This window comes from Sphingomonas ginkgonis (assembly GCF_003970925.1).
Classification (GTDB): domain Bacteria; phylum Pseudomonadota; class Alphaproteobacteria; order Sphingomonadales; family Sphingomonadaceae; genus Sphingomicrobium; species Sphingomicrobium ginkgonis.
In genome coordinates, this window is record NZ_RWJF01000001.1 from 1,313,298 (window position 1) to 1,336,890 (window position 23,593).

Sequence of the window (23,593 nt, forward strand, 5' to 3'; positions counted from 1 at the left end):
CGGGGTTCAGGCGAAGTTGAAGCTGATGCTCAGCCGGTCCGCCTTGGCGCGTCCCGGCAGCACCTCGTGTCGGAGCCAGCTTTCCCACAGCAGGATCTGCCCGGCCACGGGGGCCAGCGTGACGAACGGCTGAAGCGGCTCGGGCGCGTCGGGCGAGCGCAGCGGCGCGGCCATCATCAGCGGCAGGCGCGGGTCCTCGAAGCGGATCGCGCCGCCGTCCGCCGGCACCTCGACGTAGAGCGTCCCCGACAGGATCGAGTGGGGGTGGATGTGGCCGCCATGGTGGCCGCCGCCCTTGAGCAGGTTGACCCATAGGCTGTCGAGGCGCGGCCTGACCGTCCAGCCGAGATCCTTGGCGAACCCCGCGGCATGGCGTTGCAGCTTGCGGGCGAGCTCGCCGATCACGGGATCGCGGCGCGGCAGGTCGTCGAGCGAGGCATAGCTCGTATAGCCCCGGTAATGATGCTCCCTGGCCCAGCGCTGGCCGGCGCGATCGTCCGCCGCGAGGCTGCGGATGCTGTGCGCCAGCTCGGCCAGCAGCGCGTCGTCGCCGAGCGCGCCCTCGTACAGCGGCGTCGCGAACAGCTGACGCATCAGGCGTCGGCGTCGTGCAGGCGGCGCGCGACCTCGCTCATGAAGCGGGCCTCGTCGCCATGGGCGAGCCACTCCGCCTCCGCCGCCATCGCGCCGAGCATGTCGGCCAGCGGGTCCATCTCGCGCTTGGCATAGTTGCCGAGCACGTGCGGGGTGACCTTGTCCTTGTGCCCGGGATGGCCGATGCCGACGCGGACCCGGCGGAAGTCGGGGCCGAGGTGCGCGTCGATCGACCGCAGCCCGTTGTGCCCGGCGAGCCCGCCGCCGATTCGGACCTTGACCTTGAATGGCGCGAGGTCGAGCTCGTCGTGGAACACGGTGAGGCTGTCGACCGGCAGCTTGTAGAAGCGCAGCGCCGCCTGAACGCTGTCGCCACTGTCGTTCATGAATGTCTGGGGCTTGAGCGCCAGCACCTTTTCGCGCCCGACCCGCCCCTCGGCGATCAGCCCGCGGAACTTCTTGGTCCAGGGGGAGAAGCGGTGCACCTCGGCGATCGCGTCGAGCGCCATGAAGCCGACGTTGTGGCGGTGCAGCGCATATTGGGTACCGGGATTCCCGAGGCCGACCCAGATCTGCATCAGTTCCCCTCCCGTCCGGAAGAGGGGCGGGGGGTGGGGGCGTCAGGAATTTCGCTCATGACTCCCCACCCCTCGCTCAGCATCGCCGAGGGACTCCCTCCCCGCGCGGGGGAGGGAACCGGCTTACTCGCCCTTCTCGTCGCCGGCGGTCGGGACGGCGCCGGCGGACGGCGTCTCGTTGTCGCCTTCCTCGCTCTTGAGGCCCGACGGGGCGACGAGCGTGGCGATGGTGAAGTCGCGGTCGGTGATCGCGCTCTCCGCACCGCGCGGCAGCTTGACCGCCGAGATGTGGATGCTGTCGCCGATCTCGAGGCCCGAGACGTCGATATGGATCTCGTCCGGGATCTCGGCCGCGTCGCAGTTGAGCTCCAGCTCGTGGCGAACGATGTTGAGCACGCCGCCGCGCTTCAGGCCCGGCGAGGCTTCCTCATTGTCGAACCGCACGGGGACCGCGACGGTCACCTTGCTGTGTTCGCCAATGCGCAGGAAGTCGACGTGGATCGGGCGGCTCGACACCGGGTGGAAGGTGACGTCCTTGGGGAGGGTGCGCGTGGCGCTCCCGCCGACATCGACCATCACGACCGAGTTCATGAAGTGGCCGGTCGAGAGCATCTTCGAGAGAAGCTTCTCCTCGACATGGACCGACACCGGCTCCTTCTTGTCGCCGTAGATCACGCAGGGCACCCGGCCGTCCCGACGCAGGGCCCGGGAGGCTCCCTTGCCAGCCCGGTCGCGCGTCTCAGCGGGCAGCGTCAGCTGTTCGCTCATCGCTCATGTTCCTTGATAAAGTTGGTTCAGCACCCGCCCACGCCTCCAGGGATGACCATGGGAAGGAGGCGCGCGCATAGCGAAGCACGCGCCAAATCGCAACCGGCACCCGGTTCAGCGGATCCGGGCGGCGCCGATCCCGCGCTGGGCGAGCTGGGCCTGGACGCTGTCCTTCCCCGCGAGATGGCCGCTGCCCACCGCGACGAACACCACGCCCGGCTGCTTCAGCCGCTCGGCGATCCACCCGGCCCAGCGCGCGTTGCGATCCGCGAACAGCGCCTTGTAGGTCTGCGGCGACTGCGCATCGATCGCCTGGAGCATCTGCGCGAAGCCCGCCGTGTCGCCCTCGTTCCAGCTGATCAGCAGGTGCGAGAGCAGCGCCGCGGCCTGCTGCTGCGGCGGTCCGGCGGCGATCCGCAGCGTTCCCGCGGGAGCCGCGCGAGCGGCGGCGACCGCGCCTACCGCCGGCGCCGCGGCCGGCTGCGAGAGGCGTAGGAAGAGGTTCGCCTGCCAGTGGAAGTCCTCGAGCCCGACCACCGGCTTGCGGTTCGCCTCGGCGATCCGGCGTAGCACCGCGTCGGCGCCGTCGCGGGTCGACAGGCCCATCTGCCGTCCCGCGCTCATCGTCTGGCGGGCGCCGGAGAGCAGGGCCTCCCGCCCGCCGGTCGCCGGCCGCACAAGGGTCGGCCCCTCGGTCGGCGTCATCAGCGCAGGCGGGACGATCGTTTCCAGCACCAGCTGGTCCGACCGGTCGAACGCGGCGCGGATCCGGCCGTCGAGCCAGCGGCTGCTCGGGTCGAGCGCGTGAAAGGTACCGAACAGGTAGATGGTAGTGTCGCGGTCGCCGACCACCCACAGCGCGGGATGAGGTGCCCGCGGCACCGCCGGCTCGGCCAGCGCCCGCCCGCCGTGAACCAGCGCGAGCAGCACCGCCGCGAGGCCTAGCAGGCCCTGGATCGCCCGGGCGCGAGACGCCCCGGGAAGAAGGTTGACCAACAGCATCGTGCACCCCCCGGCGCCTTCGCCTCGAACCGCCCGGACTGTCGGGTCCGGGCGACTCGCTGTCAAGCTGACAGAAGGGGTAAATAACTCACGTCGCCAATGATTTGGCGATGGTAGTACTACTGGAGACGGCGGACCTTGTAGCCGTCCTTCGCCAGCAGCGCGAGGACGCTGCTGCTGCCCGCCAGGTGGCCTGCGCCGACCGCGATCATGATCGTTCCCGGCTGCTGCATCCGGTTCTCGATCCACCGCGCCCAGTTGGCGTTGCGGCGCTTCAGCAGCACGTCCATCAGCGCCGGTGACGACTGCATGTCGGCGTTGAAGGCGCGGGCGATCGAGGCCGGGTCGCCCGAGGTCCAGGCGCCGAGCATCTTGTCGAACTCGCCCTTGACCGCGGCGGGCTGCTCGGTCGCGCTCTCGAGCAGGCTCCGCTGCGCCGCCTCGGGCAGCTGGTCGAAGAAGCCGAGCTGCTGCTCGTTGGTCTCCAGCTCGCCGATCGGCTTGCCGGCCGTGGTGAAGCTCGAGCGGAGCACCTGCTCGACGCCCTGCTCGCTCTTCAGGTCCATCGAGCGGAACTGGAGGCCGAGGAGGGTGAAGGCGGCGGCCCAAGTCTCCAGCCGGTTGTAGGCGGCGAGCGGAACACCCGACGACTGGACCGCGGCCTGCAGCCTGGTGCGCCGCGCCGGCGGAACCCGGTCGAGCAGCGGCGGCAGCCCGGCGCGAAGCCCGAGCTTGGCCATGATCGCCCCCATCTTCTGCGGGTTCTTCTCGTCGATGACCGTCTCGACCACCAGCTCCTGGCTGTCGGCGACCGCCTTGTCGAAGGTCGGGGTGCGCCAGTTCAGCCCCTCGGGCAGGAGGTGGATGGTGCCGAACAGGTAGATCTTGGTGTCGGCGTCGCTGACCTGCCACAGCGCCGGACGCGCGTCGCGGGCGGCGGCCGGCGCGGCGAGGCCGCCCAGCGTGGACGTCGCGATCCCCAGCGCGGCGAGCCCGCGTTTCCACCAGTTCAAAGCCACTGACCGATACTCCTTCGCAACGCTGGCCCGCTGTGCCGGCCGGCTCGGGATGAGCGGCTCGGTTGCGCCTTGCCCGCCCATCTAGGGCGGCAACCCTTGATGTCCAATGAAGGCGGTGCCAGACGCCGCGCGTGACAGAGCCACTTTCCTTCCAGGACCTGATCCTCACGCTCCACCGCTACTGGTCGGAGCGCGGCTGCCTCATCCTCCAGCCCTACGACATGGAAATGGGCGCCGGCACCTTCCATCCCGCGACCGTGCTGCGCGCGCTCGGGCCCGAGCCGTGGCAGGCCGCCTATGTCCAGCCGAGCCGCCGACCGACCGACGGCCGCTACGGGGAGAACCCCAACCGGCTCGGCCACTACTATCAGTACCAAGTCATCCTGAAGCCAAGCCCGCTCGACCTGCAGGAGCTCTACCTCGGCTCGCTCCGGGAGATCGGGATCGACCTCAGGGCGCACGACATCCGCTTCGTCGAGGACGACTGGGAAAGCCCGACGCTCGGTGCCTGGGGGCTCGGCTGGGAAGTCTGGTGCGACGGGATGGAAGTGACCCAGTTCACCTATTTCCAGCAGGTCGGCGGCTTCGACTGCAAGCCGGTGGCGGGCGAGATCACCTACGGGCTCGAGCGGCTGGCGATGTATATTCAGGGCGTCGACAACGTGTACGACCTCCGGTTTAACCGCGCGGGCGTGACCTACGGCGACGTCTTCCTCGACAATGAGCGGCAGATGTCGACCTGGAACTTCGAGGTGGCCAACACCGACGCGCTGTTCGACCTGTTCCGCAAGGCCGTGGCGGAGGCGGAGAATTGCCTCGGCCGCAGCGAGAAGCTGCCGATCCCGGCCTATGAGCAGGCGATCAAGGCGAGCCACATCTTCAACACGCTCCAGGCCCGCGGCGTGATCAGCGTCGCCGAGCGCCAGGCCTATATCGGCCGCGTCCGCGACCTCGCCAAGGGCGCCTGCGCCGCCTGGATGGAAACCAAGGGATATGCGGCATGAGCAGCGCCGACTTCCTGCTCGAGCTGCGCTCCGAGGAAATCCCGGCGCGGATGCAGGCGCGGGCACGCAACGATCTGGCGCGGCTGTTCGCGGAGGAACTGGCCAAGGGTGGCCTTGAAGCCGAGGCGATCGAGACCTTCGCGACGCCGCGGCGGCTGGCGCTGATCGCCCGCGCGCTGCCGCTCGCGACCGCCAGCGTGTCGGAAGAGATCAAGGGTCCGCGGACCGCCGCGCCCCCGCAGGCGCTCGAGGGCTTCCTGCGCAAGACGGGGCTCGGCCAGTCCGACCTCGAGGACCGCGGCGGCGTCTGGTTCGCCCGGATCGACAAGGCCGGGCGGCCGACCGCCGAGCTGCTCGCCGAGGCGGTCGCGCGGATCGTCCGGGACTTCCCCTGGCCCAAGTCGATGCGCTGGGGCGCGGCCTCGCAGAGCAGCGCTTCGCTGCGCTGGGTGCGGCCGCTGCAGGGGATCGTCGCCCTGCTCGGCGAGGCAATCGTGCCGGTCGCGATCGACGGGATCGAGGCGGGGGCCGCGACCGTCGGGCACCGCTTCCACCACCCGGGCGTCATCACCATCGGCTCGGCCGCCGACTATGCCGAGAAGCTCCGCGCCTGCCACGTCATTGTCGACCAGGACGAGCGCGCGCAGATCGTCCGCGACGGGGCCGCCGAGGCCGCGCGCGCCGCCGGGCTCGCGCTGGTCGAGGACGAGGGGCTGGTTGCCGAGAACGCCGGGCTGACCGAGTGGCCGGTGCCGCTGCTCGGCCGGTTCGACCCCGACTATCTCGACGTCCCGCGCGAGGTGATCGTCCTCACCATGCGGACCAACCAGAAGTATTTCGCCTGCACCGACGAGACGGGCGCGCTGGCGCCGGCCTTCGTCTGCACCGCCAACATCGCCGCGGCGGACGGCGGCGCGAAGATCGTCGAGGGCAACCGCCGCGTGCTCGCCTCGCGGCTGGCCGACGCCCGCTTCTTTTGGGAGCAGGACCTCAAGGTGCCGCTCGAGGAGCAGGCGGCGAAACTGTCGGGCATCGTCTTCCACGAGAAGCTCGGCACCGTCGCCGACAAGGTCGAGCGGGTCGCCAGGCTCGCCCGCTGGCTGGTGGAGGAGGGGATTGTAACCCTCTCCCCGGCGGGGAGAGGGCAGGGTGAGGGGGTTCCCTTTTCTTCGTCGAGTGCCTTACGCCCTCACCCCAACCCTCTCCCCGCCGGGGAGAGGGAGCAGCTTGCGGACCAAGCCGAGCGCGCCGCCCGCCTCGCCAAGGCCGACCTCGTCACCGGCATGGTCGGCGAGTTCCCCGAACTCCAGGGCGTGATCGGCGGCTATATCGCCGAGCTTCAGGGTGAGCCCCGCGCGGTATGGGAAGCCGTCCGCGACCACTACAAGCCGGTCGGCCAGGGCGACGAAGTCCCGACCGCCCCGGTGACGGTCGCGGTGAGCCTGGCGGACAAGCTGGACAGCCTCGTCGGCTTCTTCCAGTTCGACGAGAAGCCGACCGGCTCGAAGGACCCCTTTGCGCTTCGCCGCGCCGCGCTCGGGATCCTCAGCCTCATCATCAACAACGAGCTGCGCGTCTCGATGCGCGACCTGATCACGGCGGCCGCGCATTCCGGGGGCGCTAATGCAGGGCGCGAGCTGGCGACCTTCCTGATCGAGCGGCTGAAGGTTCAGCAGCGAGAGTCCGGCGTGCGGCACGACATGGTCGACGCGGTGGCGGCGGTGGAGACGGGCGGCGACAATGTCCGGATGGTGCGCCGCATCGCCGCGCTCCAGTCGTTCATCGACACGGGAGAAGGCACAAACCTCCTCGCCGGCTACAAGCGCGCGGCGAACATCCTCCGCAAGGAGAACTGGGACCTGCCGCGGGTGATGGCGACGCCGGGCGATCAGGCGATGCCGCAGACCGGCGAGGAGGACCCGCTGGTGCTGGTCGAGGAGCCGGCGATCGCCGAGGCGGTGCGCGAGATGGCGACCGGCTCGACCGCCCCGGCCAACGCTCCGGCCGAGGAACAGGCGCTGGTCGCCGCACTCGACGAGGCGGAACCGCGGGCCAAGGCGGCGGTGCAGGCGGAGGACTTCGGCGGCGCCATGGCCGCGCTCGCCTCGCTCCGCGCGCCGATCGACGCCTTCTTCGACAAGGTGACGGTCAACGATCCCGACGGCACGGTCCGCGCCCGTCGCCTCAATCTCCTCGCCCGCTTCCGCGACGCGGTCCAAGAGGTCGCCGACTTTTCCCGCATCGAGGGCTGAAGGCCTCCCCGCAGGTCGCTGTCCGCGGGGAGGAACAGGTGATCAGCGGCGCTCGTCGCGGTCCGGAACGCCATCATGGTCGTAGTCGCCGCGGGCGCGGTCGTCGGCACGGACGTCGCGATCGCGGGCGCGGAGGTCGGAGTCACGGGCGCGCAGGTCGGCGTCGGTCACCCCGCGGTCGCGCATCGCCGCGCCGCGCAAGCTGTCCTGCTCGCGCCACTCCTTCTCGCGCGCGTCGAACTCGGCGACCCGCTTCTGGTGGTCGGTCTCGAGCGCCTCGCGCCGCTCGACCTCGGTGCGGTAGCGGTGCTTCCACTTGCGGCCGCCGCCGGCGAACAGGAAGCCGCCGACCACCAGGCCGAGCAGGAAGACCAGGGCGATGATCACCCATTGGTCGGAGGTGAAGCTGGTCATGGTGGTCAAACCCCGGATTGTTTCGATCAGGGTCTAAGCGCAAATTGTCGCGGTTGAGTTCCTTGGACGCGGATCCGGGGCAGCCGCTGAAGGGCTGCCCCGTCCCCCGCCAACGGCCTCGTCAGCCGTTGATGAAGCTGTCCTTGATCGCGCAGGCCGCGGGCCCGAGGATCACCACGAACAGGGTCGGAAGGATGAACAGGATCAGCGGCACGGTCATGATCGCCGGCAGCCGCGCCGCCTTCTCCTCGGCGCGCATCATCCGCTCGTTGCGGAACTCGGCCGACAGCACGCGCAGCGCCGAGGCGAGCGGGGTGCCGTATTTCTCGGTCTGGATCATGGTCGTGACGACGCCGCGGACGGCCTCGAGATCGACGCGGGTCGCGAGATTCTCGAAGGCGAGGCGGCGCTCGGCGAGAAAGCCCAGCTCGATCGCGGTCAGGCCGAACTCGTCGCCCAGCTCCGGATAGGCCTTGCCGAGCTCGCGGCTGACCCGGCCGAAGGCGGCGTCGACGGTGAGGCCGGCCTCGGCGCAGATGACCAGCAGGTCGAGCGCGTCCGGCAGGCCCTTGCGGATCTTGTCGCTGCGCTTGGAAACCTTGTTCTTGAGCCAGATGTCGGGCGACTTGTAGCTGAGCACCAGCGTTCCGGCGACCAGCGCGTAGCGCTTGAACCAGCCCCAGGTCGGAAAGCTGTCGAAGACATAGACCGCCAGCACCACCGCGATGCCGAGCACCACCGGCAGGATGAAGCGGGCGAAGATGATGAAGAAGGCGAGGTCCTTGGTGCGGATGCCGGCCTGCATCAGGCGCACCTGAGTCTTCTTGATCTGGTCGTCCTGGAGCATCTTGAAGCTCGACAGGATCCCGCGGACCGTGTCGGCCGCCTGGTTCTTGTTGGTGAGCTTCTTGCGCTTGTTGGTCGAGGCGACGATGCCCGCCTTGAGCTGCTCGCGCCGCTCGTTGAGCGCTTTCACCCGGCGCGCCATCGGGTCCTTGACCGTGGTCGCGGCGTAGATGGCGGTGAGCACCGCGAAGGTGGCGACCGCCGACAGCAGGGTCGCGACCCAGATGACGTCGACGCCGAGGATGGTGGGATGCACAGGGTTCATGGTTCGCCGCCCGTCAGATCTCGAAGTTGACCATCTTGGCCATGATGAAGGCGCCGATGCTCATCCAGCACAGGCCGCCCAGACCGGCGACCATCAGCCGCTGATCGACGAAGAACTTGCCGATGTACCCCGGGTTGATCATCCACACGAGGGTGAAGACCACGAAGGGCAGCGCGCCGACGATGTAGGCCGAGGCCTTGGATTCCGAGCTCATCGCGCGGATCTTGAGGCGCATCTGGGCCCGCTTGCGGAGCACGTCGGCGAGGTTGGACAGGGTCTCGGCAAGGTTGCCGCCGGTCTCGCGCTGGATTGCCAGGGTGATGACGAAGAACTGGAACTCGGGGGTCGCCAGCCGGTCCGCGGTCTCCTGCAGCGCCGATTCCATCGTCCGGCCGATCTTCATCTTGTCGGCCACCGCGCGGAACTCGATCCCGACCGGTCCGCCGATCTCGGACGCGACGATCCCGAGCGTCTCGGTGATCGGCAGGCCCGAGCGGAGGCCGCGCACCATCAGCTCGATGGCGTCGGGGAAGTTGACGGTGAACTTGGCGATGCGCCGCTTGATCATCTTGCCGATGACGAGGTGGGGCAGGCCGAGCGCGACGAACAGGCCGAACATCACCGCCAGGATCAGCGGCGCGCCCTTGAACATCATCAGCACGATGACCGCGACGAGCAGCCCGATCGAGACCAGCGCGTAGCGGCCGAGGCTGATCTCGCGGCCGGTCATCTCCAGCCGCTTGCGGAGCAGGGCAGGCTTGGGGATGAGCGTCGAGGCATAGCCCTCGATCTTGCTCTGCCGCTTCTCCAGCAGCTTGCGGATCTGCGCTTGGGCGGCCCCGGCGATGACGTCGCCGTGACGCTCCTTGATGACGTCCATGCGCCGCTTGACGGCCTTGCCCGCCGACGGGCCCTTCAGGCCCATGAAGAGCATGGCGAGGGTGCCGAGAAGGCCCACCGCCAGGATGATCATCATCATCGCACTCAGTCTCCGTCAGCGTTCGGCCGGGCGGCGGTGCCGCCGGCCACTCGGGTCAGGCGGCCTTCGCCTCGATCGGCTTCTTGGCCAGCATGGTCTTCAGGCTGTCGACGAGGCTCTTGGCCCCCACTGCATTCTTGGGGTCGCCCGCCGCGCCGTCCTCGCTGGCATGGCTCAGCACCATGTTGAACAGGGTGAGGAAGGGCTGGGCGCCCTTGCCGCCGGCGATCTCCGCCATCGGCTTGCCGAGCTTGGCGGCCTGCGCCGCGACCTTGCCGTCGTCGGTGAAGACGATGTCCACCGGCCGCTCGATCGATTGTTCGAAGTCCTTGCGGCTGATCTCCAGCGCGCCGCCCGAGGGAACCCGGTTGGCGACCACGATCACCTTGGTCTGCGGGGCGTTGGACTTGAGCCAGGCGAGGATCCGGATCGTGTCGCGGGTCGCCGCCAGCGTCAGCTCCGACACCACCACCGCGACATGGGCGTCGTGGACGAGGTGGGGGAACTGGATCAGCATGTGGCGCGGCAGGTCGAGCACGGTCGACTCGAAGGCGTTGCGCATCTCTTCCTGCAGCTGGAAGAAGGCGGTGCCGTCGGTCATCAGCGGCTGGTTGATCGGCGCTTCCGCCGACAGCACGCTCAGCCGCTCGTTTGCGCGGACCATCGCCCGCTCGATGAACAGCCCATCGATGCGGCTCGGGTTCTCGATCGCGTCGGTCAGGCCGCGGCCCGGCTCGAGGTCGAGCGCCAGCGCGCCGGTCCCGAAGTGGACGTCGAGATCGAGCAGCGCGGTCGAGCGATGCGCCTTCTCGCCGAGCAGCCAGGCGAGGCTGGTTGCGACGGTCGAGGCACCGACTCCGCCGCGGACGCCGACCACCGTCGCCATGACGTGCGGCTTGTCGGCCTGGGATTCGCCACGCGGCCCGGACAGGATCGCCTGGGCATGGGCGAAGGTGTCGCGCAGATGGTCGACCGTGAACGGCTTGAGCAGATAGTCGTGGATGCCGCTCGCGATCAGGTCGCGGTAGAGGCGGACATCGTTGACCTGCCCGGCCGCGATCACGATCGTGCCCGGCTCGCACACCTCGGCGAGCGCGTTGATGTCGTTCAGCGGGTCGGCCGATTCCGACATGTCCACGAACAGGATGTTCGGCGACGCCGAGACCGACAGCGACTGGACCGCGTTGCGCAGCCCGCCCTTGTGAACCTTCTCCGGCGACCAGCCATGCTCGACCGCCACGGGGCGGAGCATGTCCGCGGTCGCGTCGTCGCAGACAAAGGCGGTGAACGGATCGCGCAGACCAGCGCGTGCATGGAACGGAGCGTTCATCTTAGTTGCCCTTGCTGTTGGTTTCTTTGAGATCGCCCGTCCCGGTCGGCTGCTTGCCGCGGTACATCTGGATCGCCTTGCTGGACGAGCGCGGGTCACTGACCGGGCCGCCCGAGCGGCCGTAGACCAGGTCGTTCGGGTCGGCGACCATCATCGCCAGCGCGCTGTTCACCCCGCAACCGAGCCCGGGCAGGCTGTGGTTGTTGGAATTGGCGTAGGTCGGGCCTTCCCACTTGGGGCAGCCCGGCACCGCGGCGGTGATCCGGCTGACGACCACGCGGGTCGCGCCCGGGGCGAGCGGTCCGCCGGCGGCGGGCAGGCCGCTGGCGAGCAGCAGGCCGTAGCGGCCGGCAACCTGCGCCACCTGGCCGCGGACCGTCTCCGCATTGGGTCCGCCGAGGTAGACGGTGTCGCCATAGCCGAGCCCCATCGACTGGAACCAGCCGTCGAGGCGGGCCGCCTCGGCGGGCGAGAGGAAGCCGTCGCCGGTAGCGAGGTCGAGCGCATAGTCCTGGCGGCTGACAACCGGCTGGTTGGCCGTCTCGACTCCGCGCTGCGGCTCGTCGTGCGGGACGTAGGTGCTGCACCCGGCGAGCGCCGAGGCGAGGACCAGGAGGGAGAGCTTGGACTGCATGGTGCTTTCCTTTCCGAGACGCCGGCGCATCAGAGCTTGAAACCGGGGGCAGCGGTGGCGCCGGTGACGGCGCTGCCGGTGGTCAGCGCCGGGCCGGGCAGGGTGCCGACCGGCGCCGGGCCCGAACGGCCGGTGTAGGTCTTGCCCTCGAACACGGTCTGAGCGTCGCTCGGGGCGCGGTAACCGTCGGTCGGCAGCGGCAGGCGGCCGGACACCGGCTTGACCAGGTAGGGGGTGATGACGATCACCAGCTCGGTCTCGTTGCGCTGGAAGTTGCTCGAGCGGAACAGCGTCCCGAGGATCGGCAGGTCACCGAGCAGCGGGGCCTTCTTGATCGAGTTGCCCGCGGTGTTCTGCAGCAGGCCGGCAATCATGAAGCTCTGGCCAGAGCCGAGCTCGACGGTAGTTTCCGCCCGGCGGGTGGTCAGCGCGGGAACGCTGAACCCGTTGAGCGTCAGCGCGCCGGCGCTCGACAGCTGCGAGACCTCGGGGCGGACCCGCATCGAGATCCGGCCGTCGTTGAGTACGACCGGGGTAAAGGCGAGGCCGACGCCATACTGCTTGTACTCGATCGAGATGGCGCCCTGGGCCTGGCTGACCGGGATCGGGAACTCGCCGCCGGCGAGGAAGCTCGCCGTCTCGCCCGACAGGGCGGTGAGGTTCGGCTCGGCGAGCGTCGTCGCCAGGCCGTCGTTCTGCGCGAGGTCGAGCGCGGCGGTCAGGTTGAGCCCGAACAGCTTGCCGGCGATCCCCAGCGTCGTTCCGCCCGGGATCGGGGTCACCTTGAACGGGCTGCCGCCCGGCGCGGTGGCCGCCCCGGTGGAACCCTGGCCAACGCCGAACAGGAAGCCGCCGGTCGAGTCGCTGCTCAGCAGGTTGATGCCGATCGACTTCAGCACCGAGCGGTTGACCTCGGCGAAGCGGACCTTGAGGTTGACCTGCAGCGGCGTCGCGGTGCGCAGCCGATTGACGGTCATGACCTTGAGGTTGGCGGTCGGGCTCGACACGTCCACGCCCGGGTTGAGCATGGCGCGGACCAGCTGGTCGGCCTGCGCGCTGTCTTCCGGCGAGGCGACCGTCCCCGACAGCACGGCCAGTTGGCCGACCGGGGTGACGGTAATGTTGCTGTCCGGCATGGCGGTGCGCAGCATGTCGTTGACCGACGAGATGTTCTGGCTGACCCGGACTCGGCTGGCGTAGACCACCGAGCCGTTGAGCGCGGTGGCGATCACCGTCGCCTCGCCGTCGCCCTTGCCGTAGAGGTTCAGCGACCGCGGCGAGTTGACGTAGACGTCGGCCACCGCCGGGTTCGAGGTCCACACGCTGCTGACCGAGGCCGGCAGGTTGATCATCTGCCCTTCGCCGATCGACAGGAAGACCTGGCTGGTCGGCTTGTAGGTGCCGACCGGCTGGGCGGCGCGGGCGGGAGCGGCGGCGGTGACGGCACCGGCGCCGAGGGCCAGGGCGACGAGCGCGGAGCTCAGGCGCGACCGGCGGTTGAACTTGTTACTGGTCATCTTAGCGACCCCCCACAGGAACCAGAGTGACGTCATTGCCGCGGGCGACGCGGACCACCGGGCCGGCGGAGACCGCCGGAGCGGAGCCGCCACCGTGTGCCCCGACCAGTGCCTGGCCGAGGCCCTTGCCGAAGCCGGCCATGGCATTGCTGATCTGAGCGACCTTGTCGGCCGGGCGGGCGGGCACGCTGCGGCGCTGGAAGCGCGAGACGTCGCCGCCCGTGGTGTAGGTGGTGCTGCCGTCGATCGGCTGGCTGGCGAGCGAGAGCAGCATCTGCTTCTCCTGCGCCGGGCTGGCCCCGGCCGGGACCTTGACCTGGCCGTCGGCGACGGCGCGCTCGAGGTCGGCACCATTGTCGGCGAGGCTGCGCAGCGCGAGGCTGAGCTGGCCCATCGACTGCGAGACCATGATCTTCTCGGCGATCCGCGGCGTCGCCTCAAGGGTGACGGTGGCGGACACGCGGACCTGGACCTTGCCCTCGGGATCCTTGCTGTCGATCCGCTGGTCGGTGGCGAGGACGCGCAGGTTGCGCAGGATCGTCTCGGACACCTTGAGCGAGGGACCGTCGCCACCCCCGGCGACGTCCTGGGTCAGCACCATGTCGACCCGGTCGCCCGGGAAGATGAAGCCGGCGACGCCGCTGGTCTGGCTGACCGAGACGGTGACGGCGCGCATGCCCGGGCCGAGCGCCGCGGCGAGGAAGCCGCGGTCCTTCGGGCCGACGAGGCTGCCGCGGGTGATCGGCTGGCCGGCGGAGATGGGGTTGCGCACCACGGTGCCGAGCAGCTTGGACGGATCGGCGTCCGGCTCGCCCTCGGTGTAGTAGGCGCCCTGCATCAGCTCCTTGGGCCAGGCCTGCCAGCTGAAGGCCTCCTGGTCGATGATGGTGCCGACGGGCAGGCCCTTCTTGGCCACGAGCACCTTGGGGCCGATCGGCACCGCCGGCGCGGCCACGGCCTGCTGGGCCCCGGCTCCGGTGAACATGTTCTTCGCCATCACGGCGGTGACCACCGCGACCAGCAGCGCTCCGACCAGCAGCGCGATCTTCTTAACGTCCATGGCGCAAACGCCTCCCCACGAGGTATCCCTCAGCTTCCGCAAACATCAGGCAAATTGGTTAAAAATGCGTTGGGCGAGAATCAGGAGGCCGCCGACCGCGATCGCCACCCCGTACGGGATCTCCGGCTTGCCCTCCTTGCCGCGGGCGCGATGCACCAGCAGCACGAGCAGGGTCAGCACCCCGCCCGCGATCGACATCAGGACAAGAAAGCGGATTGTTGCCGGAGGTGAAAACCACAGCGCGAGCGCGGCCGCGAGCTTAACGTCGCCGCCCCCCATCATCCCCGCGTAGAAGGCGAGCGCGAGCAGCACGAACACCCCGGCGGCGAAGGCGACCTGCCAGGCGATCTCGTGGAGCGGCAGTCCCGCCGCCCACCAGAACACCGGCGCTCCGAGTGCGACTCCGAGGTTCAGCCAGTTGGAGATGGTGAAGGTCCGGCAGTCGACCACCGCCGCGAACAGCAGGGTCGCGGCCAGCGCGAGGATCAGCAAATCGGTGAAGCCGATGTTCATCATGCCGCCAGGCCTAGACGGCCGGCCTTTAAGAACCGTAACCGGCGCGGATGGACCGGTTCGACGTCGTCATCGTGGGCGCGGGGATCGCCGGGGCGAGCCTCGCCGCGCGGCTCGCCGGGCGCTGCTCGGTGCTGCTGCTCGAGACCGAGGACCAGCCCGGCTACCACACCAGCGGTCGCTCGGCCGCCTTCTGGCAGGCGAGCTACGGCGGCGCCGCGATCCTCCCGCTGACGCTCGCCTCGCGCGCCCCGCTAGCTGCGGGCTGGCCGCTGGCGGAGGAGGAAACCGGCTGGCTGCGCCGGCGCGGCGCGCTCCACTTGGTCGGGGCCGGGGACGAGACCGCCGAGCTGGTCGCCGTCCTGCGCCTGGCTGATCCCGACTGGCACGAGGTCGATCGCGCACGCCTGGAAGCGGTGGCGCCCGGAATCGCGCCCCGCTTCGAGCGGGCCCTGGCGGAGCCCAGCACCACCGACATCGACACCGGCGGCCTGCTCGCCGCCTGCCTGGCGACGGTCCGCCGTCGCGCCGGCCGGATCGAGACCCGCGCCCAGCTCCGCTCGGCCCGCCGCGACGGCGAGGGGTGGCGAGTCGAAACGGCGTCGGGCAGCCTCGCCGCGGGCACCATCGTCAACGCCGCGGGGGCATGGGGCGACGCGGTGGCGCGCTGCTGCGGCGTGGCCCCGGTCGGACTCAGCCCGCGCCGGCGGACCGTGGTCCAGCTGCGGCTCGCCCGCACCGCGCTGCGCGACCTGCCGCTCCTCATCCACGAGGGGGCCGAGGGCTTCTACGTCAAGGGCGAGGCGGACAACCGGGTCTGGGTCAGCCCGCTCGACGAGACCGCGGACGAACCCTGCGACGCCGCTGCGCACGAGGAGGATGTGGCCATCGCCATCGACCGGTTCGAGCGCGCGCTCGGCTGGCCGATCGAGGCGGTGGAGCGCAAGTGGGCCGGGCTGCGGACCTTCTCCGGCCCCGGCTGGCCGGCGCCGATGGTCGGGCCGGATCCGGCCCACCCCGGCTTCGCTTGGGCGGTGGGGCTGGGCGGCTGGGGGTTCCAGACCGCGCCCGCGCTCTCGGCGATCGCCGCCGCCGCGCTGCTCCGAGAGCCGCTCCCGCCCTTGCCCGCGAACGGCCGGCCGGCCGACTACCTCTTCCGCCGCTCCTAGCGGAAGCTGTCGGCGGCGGCGCAGGCGAGCGCGTCGGCGCGCTCGTTCTCGGGGTGACCGCTGTGCCCCTTCACCCAGTGCCACTCGACCCGGTGCGGCGCGGCGGCGTCGCACAGCAGCTGCCACAGCTCGGCATTCTTCACCGGCTTCTTGTCGGCGGTCCGCCAGCCGTTCTTGCGCCAGCCGTGGATCCACTTGGTGATCCCGTCGCGCACATAGTTGCTGTCGGTATAGAGCGCGACGCGGCACGGCCGCTTGAGCGCGTTGAGACCGCTGATCGCCGCGAGCAGCTCCATCCGGTTGTTGGTGGTCAGCGGCTCGCCCCCCGACAGCTCCTTCTCGCGCTCGCCCATGCGGATGATCGCGCCCCACCCGCCGCGCCCGGGATTCCCCTTGCACGCCCCGTCGGTGTAGATTTCGACGCTCGGCAGGTCGGTCACGTCAGGCGACGAGCTCGCGCGGGAGCTTGAAGGTCATTCCCTCGGGCTCATGGTCCTGCTCAAGCGCGGTGACCTCGAACCGCTCCGACAGCATGTCCACCACTTCCCGCACCAGCACCTCGGGGGCGCTGGCGCCGGCGGTGAGGCCGACGGTGGAGGGGTTGCCGAGCCAGTCCCAGTCGATCTCGGTTGCGCGCTGGATGAGCCGGGCGGGGGCGCCCTCGCGCTCGGCGACCTCGACCAGCCGCAGCGAGTTGCTGCTGTTGGGCGCGCCGATCACCAGCACCCGCTCGCACCGCGCGGCGATCTGCTTGACCGCGGCCTGGCGATTGGTGGTCGCGTAGCAGATGTCCTCGCGCTTGGGCCCCTTGATCGACGGGAAGCGCCGCTCCAGCGCGGCGACGATCGCCGCCGTGTCGTCGACCGACAGGGTGGTCTGGGTGAGATAGGCGAGCCGCTCCGGGTCGGCCGGCACCAGCGCGGCCACGTCGTCGAGCGTCTCGACCAGCGTCATCGAGCCGGGCGGGACCTGGCCGAAGGTGCCGATCACCTCGGGATGGCCGCGGTGGCCGATGAACAGGATGTGCCGGTCGTCCTCGATCAGCCGCTCGGCCTGGCGGTGGACCTTGCTGACCAGCGGGCAGGTCGCGTCGAAATAGTCGAGCCCGCGGTCCTGCGCCTCGACCGGCACCACCTTTGGCACGCCGTGGGCGGAGAAGACCACCGGCACCCCGTCGGGCACCTCGTCCAGCTCCTCGACGAACACCGCGCCGAGGTCGCGCAAACGATCGACCACGAACTTGTTATGGACGATCTCGTGGCGGACGTAGACCGGCGCGCCGTAGCGCTCGAGCGCCAGCTCGACGATGCGGATCGCGCGGTCGACGCCGGCGCAGAAACCGCGCGGCGCGGCGATGAGGAGGGTCAGCGGGGGCTTGGGGGACATGGTCACGGCCATGTAAGCGATTGCTTGCAGGCTGGGTAGGCCCTTCCTATGGAGTGGGCCCTCATTGCCACCGCCAAGGAACCGGCGCCCGTGAAGATCCGCATTGCTGCCCTGATGACCCTCGCCCTGCTCGGCGCCTGCTCGCGTCGCGGCCAGATCGAGGACGGCGGCGTCTACGTGACCCGGTCGGCCTGCCCGCAGGTGGCGATTCCCGGCGCGACCGGCGACATCACGCTGTTCAACCCGGCTGGCACCACGGTCGCCTCGGCGATCGACGTCAGCGCCGCGATCACCAACCTGCGCGCCAACTGCACCCAGGACGCCAGCTTCGTGAACTCGACCGTCAGCTTCGACGTCGTCGCCACCCGCCGCGACCGCGCCGCCGCGCGCCAGGTCGTCCTGCCCTTCTACGACGTGGCGGTGCAGGGCGGGACCAACGTGGTCGCCAAGAAAGTCGGCGCGGTCGCGGTCGACTTTCCGGCCGGCTCGGCGCGCGGGCAGGGCCGCGGCCAGGCCAGCGTGCGCATCTCGCGCGCCGCCGCGACGCTTCCCGCCGACGTGGTTCGCCGCCTCACCGCCGAGCGCAAGCCGGGCCAGGAGTCGGCCGCGGTCGACCCGCTGACCAACCCGCAGACCCGCGCCGCGGTCGCCCGCGCGACCTTCGAGCATCTGATCGGCTTCGCGCTGACCCAGGACCAGCTGCGCTACAACGCGACCCGCTGATCGTCGTTGACTCGATGGGGCGGCCCGGCCAAGGCTCGCCTCGTCCTCCGGTCCTCGGGCCGGGGCGCGCAGCGGGAGAGTGCATGACGGTTCGCGAGGGCCGCCACGCCGCCGAAGGAGCAACCGCCCCCGGAATCTCTCAGGCACCAGGGACCGCGCGTCGCCGCAGGGACAGTCTGGAAAGTGTCCGCGCCGCCAGGCGGGGGCCGCCGAAGGGGTAAGCTCCGGTCCGCCGGAGTCAAAGCTCTCAGGTCGAAGCGACAGACGGGGGTCCGATCGGGGCGAAGCGCCTGCCCGGCGCCTTGCTTCGGGACTCGACGCTCTGGAGCTTTCGCGCGCATGGACCCCGATACCATCTCCACCCTCCCGCTCGACGACTGGCATCGCCGCCAGGGCGCCCGAATGGTCCCGTTCGCGGGCTATTCGATGCCGGTGCAATATGAAGGCATCATCGCCGAGCATCTCTGGACCCGCTCCTCGGCGGGGCTGTTCGACGTCAGCCACATGGGCCAGCTCGCGGTGCACGGCAGCGGCGTCGACCGCGCGCTCGAGGCCCTGCTGCCGGGCGACCTCCTCGGCCTCAAGGACGGGCGGCTGCGCTACTCGCTGCTGCTCGACGACAGCGGCGGGATCGTCGACGACCTGATGGCGACGCGCCGCGGCGACCATTTCTACGTCGTCGTCAACGGCGCCACCAAGGCGGCCGACATCGACTATCTGCGGCAGCGGCTCCCGGCCGGCATCGTCGTCGACCACATGAAGGAGCAGGCGCTGCTCGCGCTGCAGGGGCCGCGCGCCGCCGAGATGCTCGAGCCGCTCGCGCCCGGCGTCTCCGAGCTCGTCTTCATGCAGGGCGGCGCCTTCACCCTCGCCGGGCAGCGGGCGTGGATCAGCCGCTCGGGCTACACCGGCGAGGACGGGTTCGAGATCAGCGTCGCCGCCAGCGCCGCCGAGGCGGTCGCCGACACGCTGCTCGCCGGCGAGCTGGTCAAGCCGATCGGGCTCGGCGCGCGCGATTCGCTCCGGCTCGAGGCCGGGCTGCCGCTCTACGGCCACGACCTCGACCGCCAGACCACCCCGATCATGGCCGACCTTGGCTTCGCCGTCTCCAAGCGCCGCCGGGTCGACGGCGGGTTCGCCGGGGCGGCCCGGATCCTCGGCGAGATCGACCAGGGTCCGCTGCTCCGCCGGATCGGCTTCACGCTCGACGGGCGCCAGCCGGTGCGCGAGGGCGCGCGGGTGCTCGACGGCGAGGGCAGCGAAATCGGCAGGGTCACCAGCGGCGGCTTCTCGCCCTCGCTCGGGCAGCCGATCGGCATGGCCTATGTCGCGACCGCCGCGGCCGTGGCCGGCGGCCCGCTCACCCTCGAGCAGCGCGGCAAGCTGTTCACCGCGACGGCGGTCCCGATGCCGTTCGTCCCCCACCGCTATCACCGCAAGGGAAACTGAGATGAGCCTCTACTTCACCAAGGATCATGAGTGGATCGACGTGCAGGGCGACCTCGCCACCGTCGGCATCTCCGACCATGCCCAGCACGCGCTCGGCGACATCGTGTTCGCCGAGGCGCCGACCCCCGGCCGCCAGCTGAAAAAGGGCGAGGAGGCCGCGGTCGTCGAGTCGGTCAAGGCCGCGAGCGACGTCTACGCCCCGGTCAGCGGCGAGGTGATCGAGGCCAATGCGGCGCTCGGCGACGACCCCTCGATCGTCAACCAGCACCCGCAGAGCGAGGGCTGGTTCTTCAAGCTCCGCCTGTCCGACCCGTCCGAGCTCGACGGGCTGATGGACGAGGCCGCCTACACCGACTGGATCAAGACGCTTTGAGCGAGGCGCCCGCCTCGACCAGCCGCTGGGACGCGGCGGCCTATGCGGCGGCGGGCAGCTTCGTTCCGGCGCTCGGCGCCGCCGCGCTCGACCTCCTCGCGCCGCAGCCCGGCGAGCGGATCCTCGACGTCGGCTGCGGCGACGGGGTGCTGACCGAGCAGATCGCCTTCCGCGGCGCCGACGTGGTCGGGATCGACGCCGATCCTTCGATGGTCGCCGCGGCCAAGGAACGCGGCCTCGACGTCCGGCTCGGCAGCGCGGAGACGATGGCCTTCGCGCCCAACTTCGACGCCGCCTTCTCCAACGCCGCGCTGCACTGGATGCTGGCGCGCGAGCGGGTCGCCGCCAACATTCTCGCCGCGCTGAAGGGAGGCGGGCGGTTCGCCGGCGAGATGGGCGGGGAGGGCAATATCGCCCGGCTCCAGGCCGCGCTCGACGAGGAGATGATCGTCCGCGGCTATGCCCCGCCCATAGAGGCGCACAACTGGTACCCGAGCGTCGAGGAGTTCGCCGCCGTCTACGAGGCGGCCGGGTTCGCCGAGATCGACGCCCGGCTGATCGAGCGGCCGACCCCGGTCCCGGGCGGGATTGCAGCCTGGGTCCCGACCTTCCGCAAGGGCTGGCTCGACCGCGCCGGGGTCCCCGAGGACGAGCGCGCCGCGCTCGCCGAGGGGACGGCCGAGCGGTTCGGCAGCCATCCCGCCGACTATGTCCGACTTCGCTTCATCATGAGGAAGCCCCACTGATGCGTTACCTTCCGCTGCGCGACGAGGATCGCGCCGCCATGCTCGAGACGATCGGCGCGCCCGACGTCGAGGCGCTGTTCAGCGACGTGCCCGAGGAAGCCCGGCTGTCCGGCCCGATTGAGGGGCTGCCGCTGCACGCCTCGGAGATGGCCGTCGAACGGCACCTCGGCGCGCTCGCGCGGATGAACGTGCCGGCGGGCGAGGTGCCCTTCTTCCTCGGCTGCGGGGCGTACAAGCATCACGTCCCCGCCAGCGTCGACCACATCATCCAGCGCGGCGAGTTCCTGACCGCCTACACGCCTTACCAGCCGGAGATTGCTCAAGGGACCCTGCAGGTCCTGTTCGAGTTCCAGAGCCAGGTCGCCCGGCTGCTCGGCTGCGAGGTGGCGAACGCCTCGATGTACGACGGCTCGACCGCCTGCTGGGAAGCGATCGGCATGGCGCGGCGGATCACCCGCAAGACGCGGGCGCTGGTCTCGGCCGGGCTCCACCCGCACTATGTCTCGGTCTGCAAGACGATGGCGAAGTTCACCGGCGACACGCTGGAGACGGCGGTGCCGGCGCTCGCCGCCGACAGCGACCTCGCCGACCTCGCGAGCCGGATCGACGACCGGACCAGCTGCGTCGTCGTTCAATATCCCGACATCCTCGGCCGCATCGAGGATCTCCAGCCGCTCGCCGACGCGGCGCACGCCAAGGGGGCGCTGCTGGTGGCGGTGGTGACCGAGCCGGTGGCGCTCGGCGCCTGCCGCGCGCCGGGCGAGATGGGCGCGGACATCGTGGTCGGTGAGGGCCAGTCGATCGGCGTCGGGCTGCAGTTCGGCGGTCCCTATGTGGGGCTGTTCGCCACCCGCGAGAAATATGTCCGGCAGATGCCCGGGCGGCTCGCCGGCGAGACGGTCGACGCCGAGGGCAAGCGCGGCTTCGTGCTGACGCTCTCGACCCGCGAGCAGCATATCCGCCGCGAGAAGGCGACCAGCAACATCTGCACCAACTCGGGCCTCTGCGCGCTGGCGTTCAGCGTCCACATGACCTTGCTCGGCGAGAAGGGGCTGAAGCAGCTCGCGGCGATCAACCACGCCAGGGCGGTGGCGACGGCCGAGCGGCTGGCGGCGATCCCGGGGGTGGAGCTGGTCACCCCCGCCTTCTTCAACGAGTTCACGCTGAAGCTGCCGGTCGAGGCCCGCCCGGCGGTCCACGCGATGGTCGAGCGGCAGGTGCTCGGCGGCGTGTCGCTCGGGCGGCTCTACCCGGGCGAGGCGGCGCTCGCCAACGGGCTGGTGGTGGCGGTGACCGAGGTGGTGACCGACGCGGACATCGACGCGCTGGAAGCGGCGCTGAAGGAGGCAGTAGCGTGACGATCAATCCCTCCGGCTGGCGCCCCGCCGCCCCGAGCGACGCGATGGGCGACGCGCCCGTCACCACCACCGGCAACCGCGCGCTGATGCTCGAGGAGCCTTTGCTGTTCGAGATCGGCTCGACCGACCGGACCGGGGTCGACTTCGAGACCACCGCTCCGGCCGCCGCCGGCCTCGGCGCGCTCGCCCGCGGCGACATCGGCCTGCCGGGCCTCACCGAGCCCGAGGCGGTCCGCCACTACACCCGCCTGTCGCGGCAGAACTACGCGATCGACCTCGGTCTCTTCCCGCTCGGCTCGTGCACGATGAAGCACAACCCGCGCCTCAACGAGAAATTGGCGCGGCTGCCCGGCTTCGCCGACATCCACCCGCTCGCCCCGCGCGAGACGGTGCAGGGCGCGCTCCAGCTCATCAACGAGCTCGCCGTCTGGCTGATCAGGCTGACCGGCATGCACGGCGTGGCGATGACCCCCAAGGCCGGTGCCCATGGCGAGCTGTGCGGCCTCCTCTGCATCCGCGCCGCGCTCGAGGCGCGGGGCGATGCGCGGCAGGTCGTGCTGGTGCCCGAGAGCGCGCACGGGACCAATCCGGCGACCGCCGCCTTCTGCGGCTACCGGGTCGAGAACATCCCGGCGACCGAGGCCGGCCGGGTCGATCTCGAGGCACTCAAGGCCCGGCTCGGCCCCGACGTCGCCGCGGTGATGATCACCAACCCCAACACCTGCGGCCTGTTCGAACCGCAGATGCGCGAGATCAGCGATGCGGTCCACGCCGCCGGCGCCTTCGTCTATTGCGACGGGGCAAACTTCAACGCGATCGTCGGCAAGGTCCGCCCGGGCGACCTCGGCGTCGACGCGATGCACATCAACCTCCATAAGACCTTCTCCACCCCGCACGGCGGCGGCGGCCCGGGCTCCGGCCCGGTGGTCCTGTCGGAAGCGCTGAGCGCGTTCGCCCCGCTGCCCTACACGGCGCGCACCGCCGACGGCGTCGTTCACCTCGTCGAGGAGGAGGATGCCGAGCGTTTCTCGCAGGAGCATTTCGGCGGCCAGCTGCAGAGCTTCGGCCGGATGGTCGCCTTCCACGGCCAGATGGGCATGTTCACCCGCGCGCTGAGCTACATCCTCAGCCACGGCGCCGACGGCCTCCGCCAGGTCGCCGAGGACGCGGTGCTCAACGCCAACTACATCCTCCGCAGCCTCGAGGACGTGCTCGACGCGCCCTTCGCGAAGAGCGGCCCGTGCATGCACGAGGCGATCTTCTCCGACCGCGGCTTTGCCGGCGGCCTCAGCACGATCGATGTTGCCAAGGCGCTGATCGACGAAGGCTTCCACCCGATGACCATGTATTTCCCACTGGTCGTCCACGGCGCGATGCTGATCGAGCCGACCGAGACCGAGTCCAGGGCCAACCTCGACCAGTTCATCACCGCGCTCCGCTCGATCGCCGAGCGGGCTCGCGCCGGCGACGAGAGCCTCAAGGCCGCCCCGCGCTTCGCCCCGCGGCGCCGGCTTGACGAGACGCTCGCCGCGCGCAAGCCTGTGCTGGCGTGGGACGAGCCGGCGCCGGACGGGGCCGGTCTGCCGACGCCGTCGGAAGTGGGGGACCGGTAGG

The 23,593-nt window shown here is 70.5% G+C and carries 24 protein-coding genes and 2 riboswitches; of the genes, 9 read left to right on the forward strand and 15 right to left on the reverse strand.

The genetic code is table 11. From position 1 onward, the window contains the following. Window positions 1-6: 6 nt before the first annotated feature. The 5 genes from HMF7854_RS06345 to HMF7854_RS06365 form a co-directional block, all read right to left on the reverse strand. On the reverse strand, window positions 7-594 hold the full coding sequence (locus HMF7854_RS06345) for a TIGR02466 family protein (RefSeq protein WP_126718326.1): 588 nt from the start codon (window positions 592-594) through the stop codon (window positions 7-9). After that, the gene (pth, locus tag HMF7854_RS06350; RefSeq protein ID WP_126718327.1) at window positions 594-1,172 is read right to left on the reverse strand and encodes an aminoacyl-tRNA hydrolase; all 579 of its coding nucleotides are present in this window, start codon (window positions 1,170-1,172) and stop codon (window positions 594-596) included. The genes HMF7854_RS06345 and pth overlap by 1 nt, the downstream gene beginning before the upstream one ends. A gap of 123 nt (window positions 1,173-1,295) precedes the next feature. Then, entirely contained in the window at window positions 1,296-1,940 is a 645-nt protein-coding gene (locus HMF7854_RS06355) for a 50S ribosomal protein L25/general stress protein Ctc (protein WP_126718328.1), read from the reverse strand. 114 nt (window positions 1,941-2,054) lie between these two features. Continuing rightward, window positions 2,055-2,942 (reverse strand): TraB/GumN family protein, encoded by an 888-nt coding sequence (locus HMF7854_RS06360; protein ID WP_126718329.1) that lies wholly within the window; start codon window positions 2,940-2,942, stop codon window positions 2,055-2,057. Window positions 2,943-3,061: 119 nt separating this feature from the next. Then, on the reverse strand, window positions 3,062-3,961 hold the full coding sequence (locus tag HMF7854_RS06365) for a TraB/GumN family protein (protein ID WP_185829186.1): 900 nt from the start codon (window positions 3,959-3,961) through the stop codon (window positions 3,062-3,064). A 131-nt stretch (window positions 3,962-4,092) separates the two neighbouring features. Here HMF7854_RS06365 and HMF7854_RS06370 point away from each other — a divergent pair, with 131 nt between their 5' ends. Further along, window positions 4,093-4,965 (forward strand): glycine--tRNA ligase subunit alpha, encoded by an 873-nt coding sequence (locus HMF7854_RS06370; protein ID WP_185829187.1) that lies wholly within the window; start codon window positions 4,093-4,095, stop codon window positions 4,963-4,965. Next, complete coding sequence (gene glyS / locus HMF7854_RS06375; protein ID WP_126718331.1) at window positions 4,962-7,217, forward strand: glycine--tRNA ligase subunit beta; 2,256 nt, start codon at window positions 4,962-4,964, stop codon at window positions 7,215-7,217. The genes HMF7854_RS06370 and glyS overlap by 4 nt, the downstream gene beginning before the upstream one ends. Before the next feature lie 42 nt (window positions 7,218-7,259). Here glyS and HMF7854_RS06380 read toward each other — a convergent pair whose 3' ends face one another. The 8 genes from HMF7854_RS06380 to HMF7854_RS06410 all read right to left on the reverse strand — a co-directional run bounded on the left by HMF7854_RS06380 (window position 7,260) and on the right by HMF7854_RS06410 (window position 14,778). Further along, a complete protein-coding gene (locus HMF7854_RS06380) occupies window positions 7,260-7,631 on the reverse strand; it encodes a hypothetical protein (RefSeq protein WP_126718332.1) in 372 nt (123 codons plus the stop codon). A 121-nt stretch (window positions 7,632-7,752) separates the two neighbouring features. Next, a complete protein-coding gene (locus HMF7854_RS06385; protein ID WP_126718333.1) occupies window positions 7,753-8,742 on the reverse strand; it encodes a type II secretion system F family protein in 990 nt (329 codons plus the stop codon). A 13-nt stretch (window positions 8,743-8,755) separates the two neighbouring features. Further along, entirely contained in the window at window positions 8,756-9,730 is a 975-nt protein-coding gene (locus tag HMF7854_RS06390) for a type II secretion system F family protein (protein ID WP_126718334.1), read from the reverse strand. Between the two features lie 46 nt (window positions 9,731-9,776). Then, on the reverse strand, window positions 9,777-11,051 hold the full coding sequence (locus HMF7854_RS06395) for a pilus assembly protein CpaE (RefSeq protein WP_126718335.1): 1,275 nt from the start codon (window positions 11,049-11,051) through the stop codon (window positions 9,777-9,779). Between the two features lies 1 nt (window position 11,052). Then, window positions 11,053-11,685 (reverse strand): CpaD family pilus assembly protein, encoded by a 633-nt coding sequence (locus HMF7854_RS15720; protein ID WP_185829189.1) that lies wholly within the window; start codon window positions 11,683-11,685, stop codon window positions 11,053-11,055. A gap of 29 nt (window positions 11,686-11,714) precedes the next feature. Beyond that, complete coding sequence (locus HMF7854_RS06400) at window positions 11,715-13,202, reverse strand: type II and III secretion system protein family protein (RefSeq protein ID WP_239016864.1); 1,488 nt, start codon at window positions 13,200-13,202, stop codon at window positions 11,715-11,717. A gap of 1 nt (window position 13,203) precedes the next feature. Next, window positions 13,204-14,262 (reverse strand): Flp pilus assembly protein CpaB, encoded by a 1,059-nt coding sequence (gene cpaB, locus HMF7854_RS06405; protein ID WP_126718336.1) that lies wholly within the window; start codon window positions 14,260-14,262, stop codon window positions 13,204-13,206. Between the two features lie 45 nt (window positions 14,263-14,307). Continuing rightward, window positions 14,308-14,778 (reverse strand): A24 family peptidase, encoded by a 471-nt coding sequence (locus tag HMF7854_RS06410; RefSeq protein ID WP_126718337.1) that lies wholly within the window; start codon window positions 14,776-14,778, stop codon window positions 14,308-14,310. A gap of 47 nt (window positions 14,779-14,825) precedes the next feature. Between HMF7854_RS06410 and HMF7854_RS06415 the strand changes: the two genes are divergently transcribed. Continuing rightward, window positions 14,826-15,944 (forward strand): NAD(P)/FAD-dependent oxidoreductase, encoded by a 1,119-nt coding sequence (locus tag HMF7854_RS06415; protein WP_126718338.1) that lies wholly within the window; start codon window positions 14,826-14,828, stop codon window positions 15,942-15,944. Here HMF7854_RS06415 and rnhA read toward each other — a convergent pair. Next, complete coding sequence (gene rnhA, locus HMF7854_RS06420; protein WP_126718339.1) at window positions 15,941-16,384, reverse strand: ribonuclease HI; 444 nt, start codon at window positions 16,382-16,384, stop codon at window positions 15,941-15,943. The two genes, HMF7854_RS06415 and rnhA, sit on opposite strands and share 4 nt — an antisense overlap. A 1-nt stretch (window position 16,385) precedes the next feature. Further along, window positions 16,386-17,342, reverse strand: a complete 957-nt coding sequence (gene ispH / locus HMF7854_RS06425; RefSeq protein WP_126718340.1) for a 4-hydroxy-3-methylbut-2-enyl diphosphate reductase — start codon at window positions 17,340-17,342, stop codon at window positions 16,386-16,388. A gap of 36 nt (window positions 17,343-17,378) precedes the next feature. Between ispH and HMF7854_RS06430 the strand changes: the two genes are divergently transcribed. The 6 genes from HMF7854_RS06430 to gcvPB all read left to right on the forward strand — a co-directional run bounded on the left by HMF7854_RS06430 (window position 17,379) and on the right by gcvPB (window position 23,592). Continuing rightward, window positions 17,379-18,053, forward strand: a complete 675-nt coding sequence (locus HMF7854_RS06430; RefSeq protein WP_239016865.1) for a hypothetical protein — start codon at window positions 17,379-17,381, stop codon at window positions 18,051-18,053. A 71-nt stretch (window positions 18,054-18,124) separates the two neighbouring features. After that, a riboswitch (glycine riboswitch) is annotated at window positions 18,125-18,210 on the forward strand. A 9-nt stretch (window positions 18,211-18,219) separates the two neighbouring features. Continuing rightward, a riboswitch (glycine riboswitch) is annotated at window positions 18,220-18,327 on the forward strand. A gap of 65 nt (window positions 18,328-18,392) precedes the next feature. Further along, entirely contained in the window at window positions 18,393-19,502 is a 1,110-nt protein-coding gene (gene gcvT / locus HMF7854_RS06435) for a glycine cleavage system aminomethyltransferase GcvT (RefSeq protein WP_126718341.1), read from the forward strand. A gap of 1 nt (window position 19,503) precedes the next feature. After that, a complete protein-coding gene (gene gcvH / locus HMF7854_RS06440; RefSeq protein ID WP_126718342.1) occupies window positions 19,504-19,875 on the forward strand; it encodes a glycine cleavage system protein GcvH in 372 nt (123 codons plus the stop codon). Then, the gene (locus HMF7854_RS06445; protein WP_126718343.1) at window positions 19,872-20,621 is read left to right on the forward strand and encodes a class I SAM-dependent methyltransferase; all 750 of its coding nucleotides are present in this window, start codon (window positions 19,872-19,874) and stop codon (window positions 20,619-20,621) included. Before gcvH ends, HMF7854_RS06445 begins: the two co-directional genes overlap by 4 nt. Next, complete coding sequence (gcvPA, locus tag HMF7854_RS06450; protein ID WP_126718344.1) at window positions 20,621-21,979, forward strand: aminomethyl-transferring glycine dehydrogenase subunit GcvPA; 1,359 nt, start codon at window positions 20,621-20,623, stop codon at window positions 21,977-21,979. The genes HMF7854_RS06445 and gcvPA overlap by 1 nt, the downstream gene beginning before the upstream one ends. A gap of 44 nt (window positions 21,980-22,023) precedes the next feature. Beyond that, window positions 22,024-23,592, forward strand: a complete 1,569-nt coding sequence (gcvPB, locus tag HMF7854_RS06455; protein WP_126720099.1) for an aminomethyl-transferring glycine dehydrogenase subunit GcvPB — start codon at window positions 22,024-22,026, stop codon at window positions 23,590-23,592. Window position 23,593: the final 1 nt, after the last annotated feature.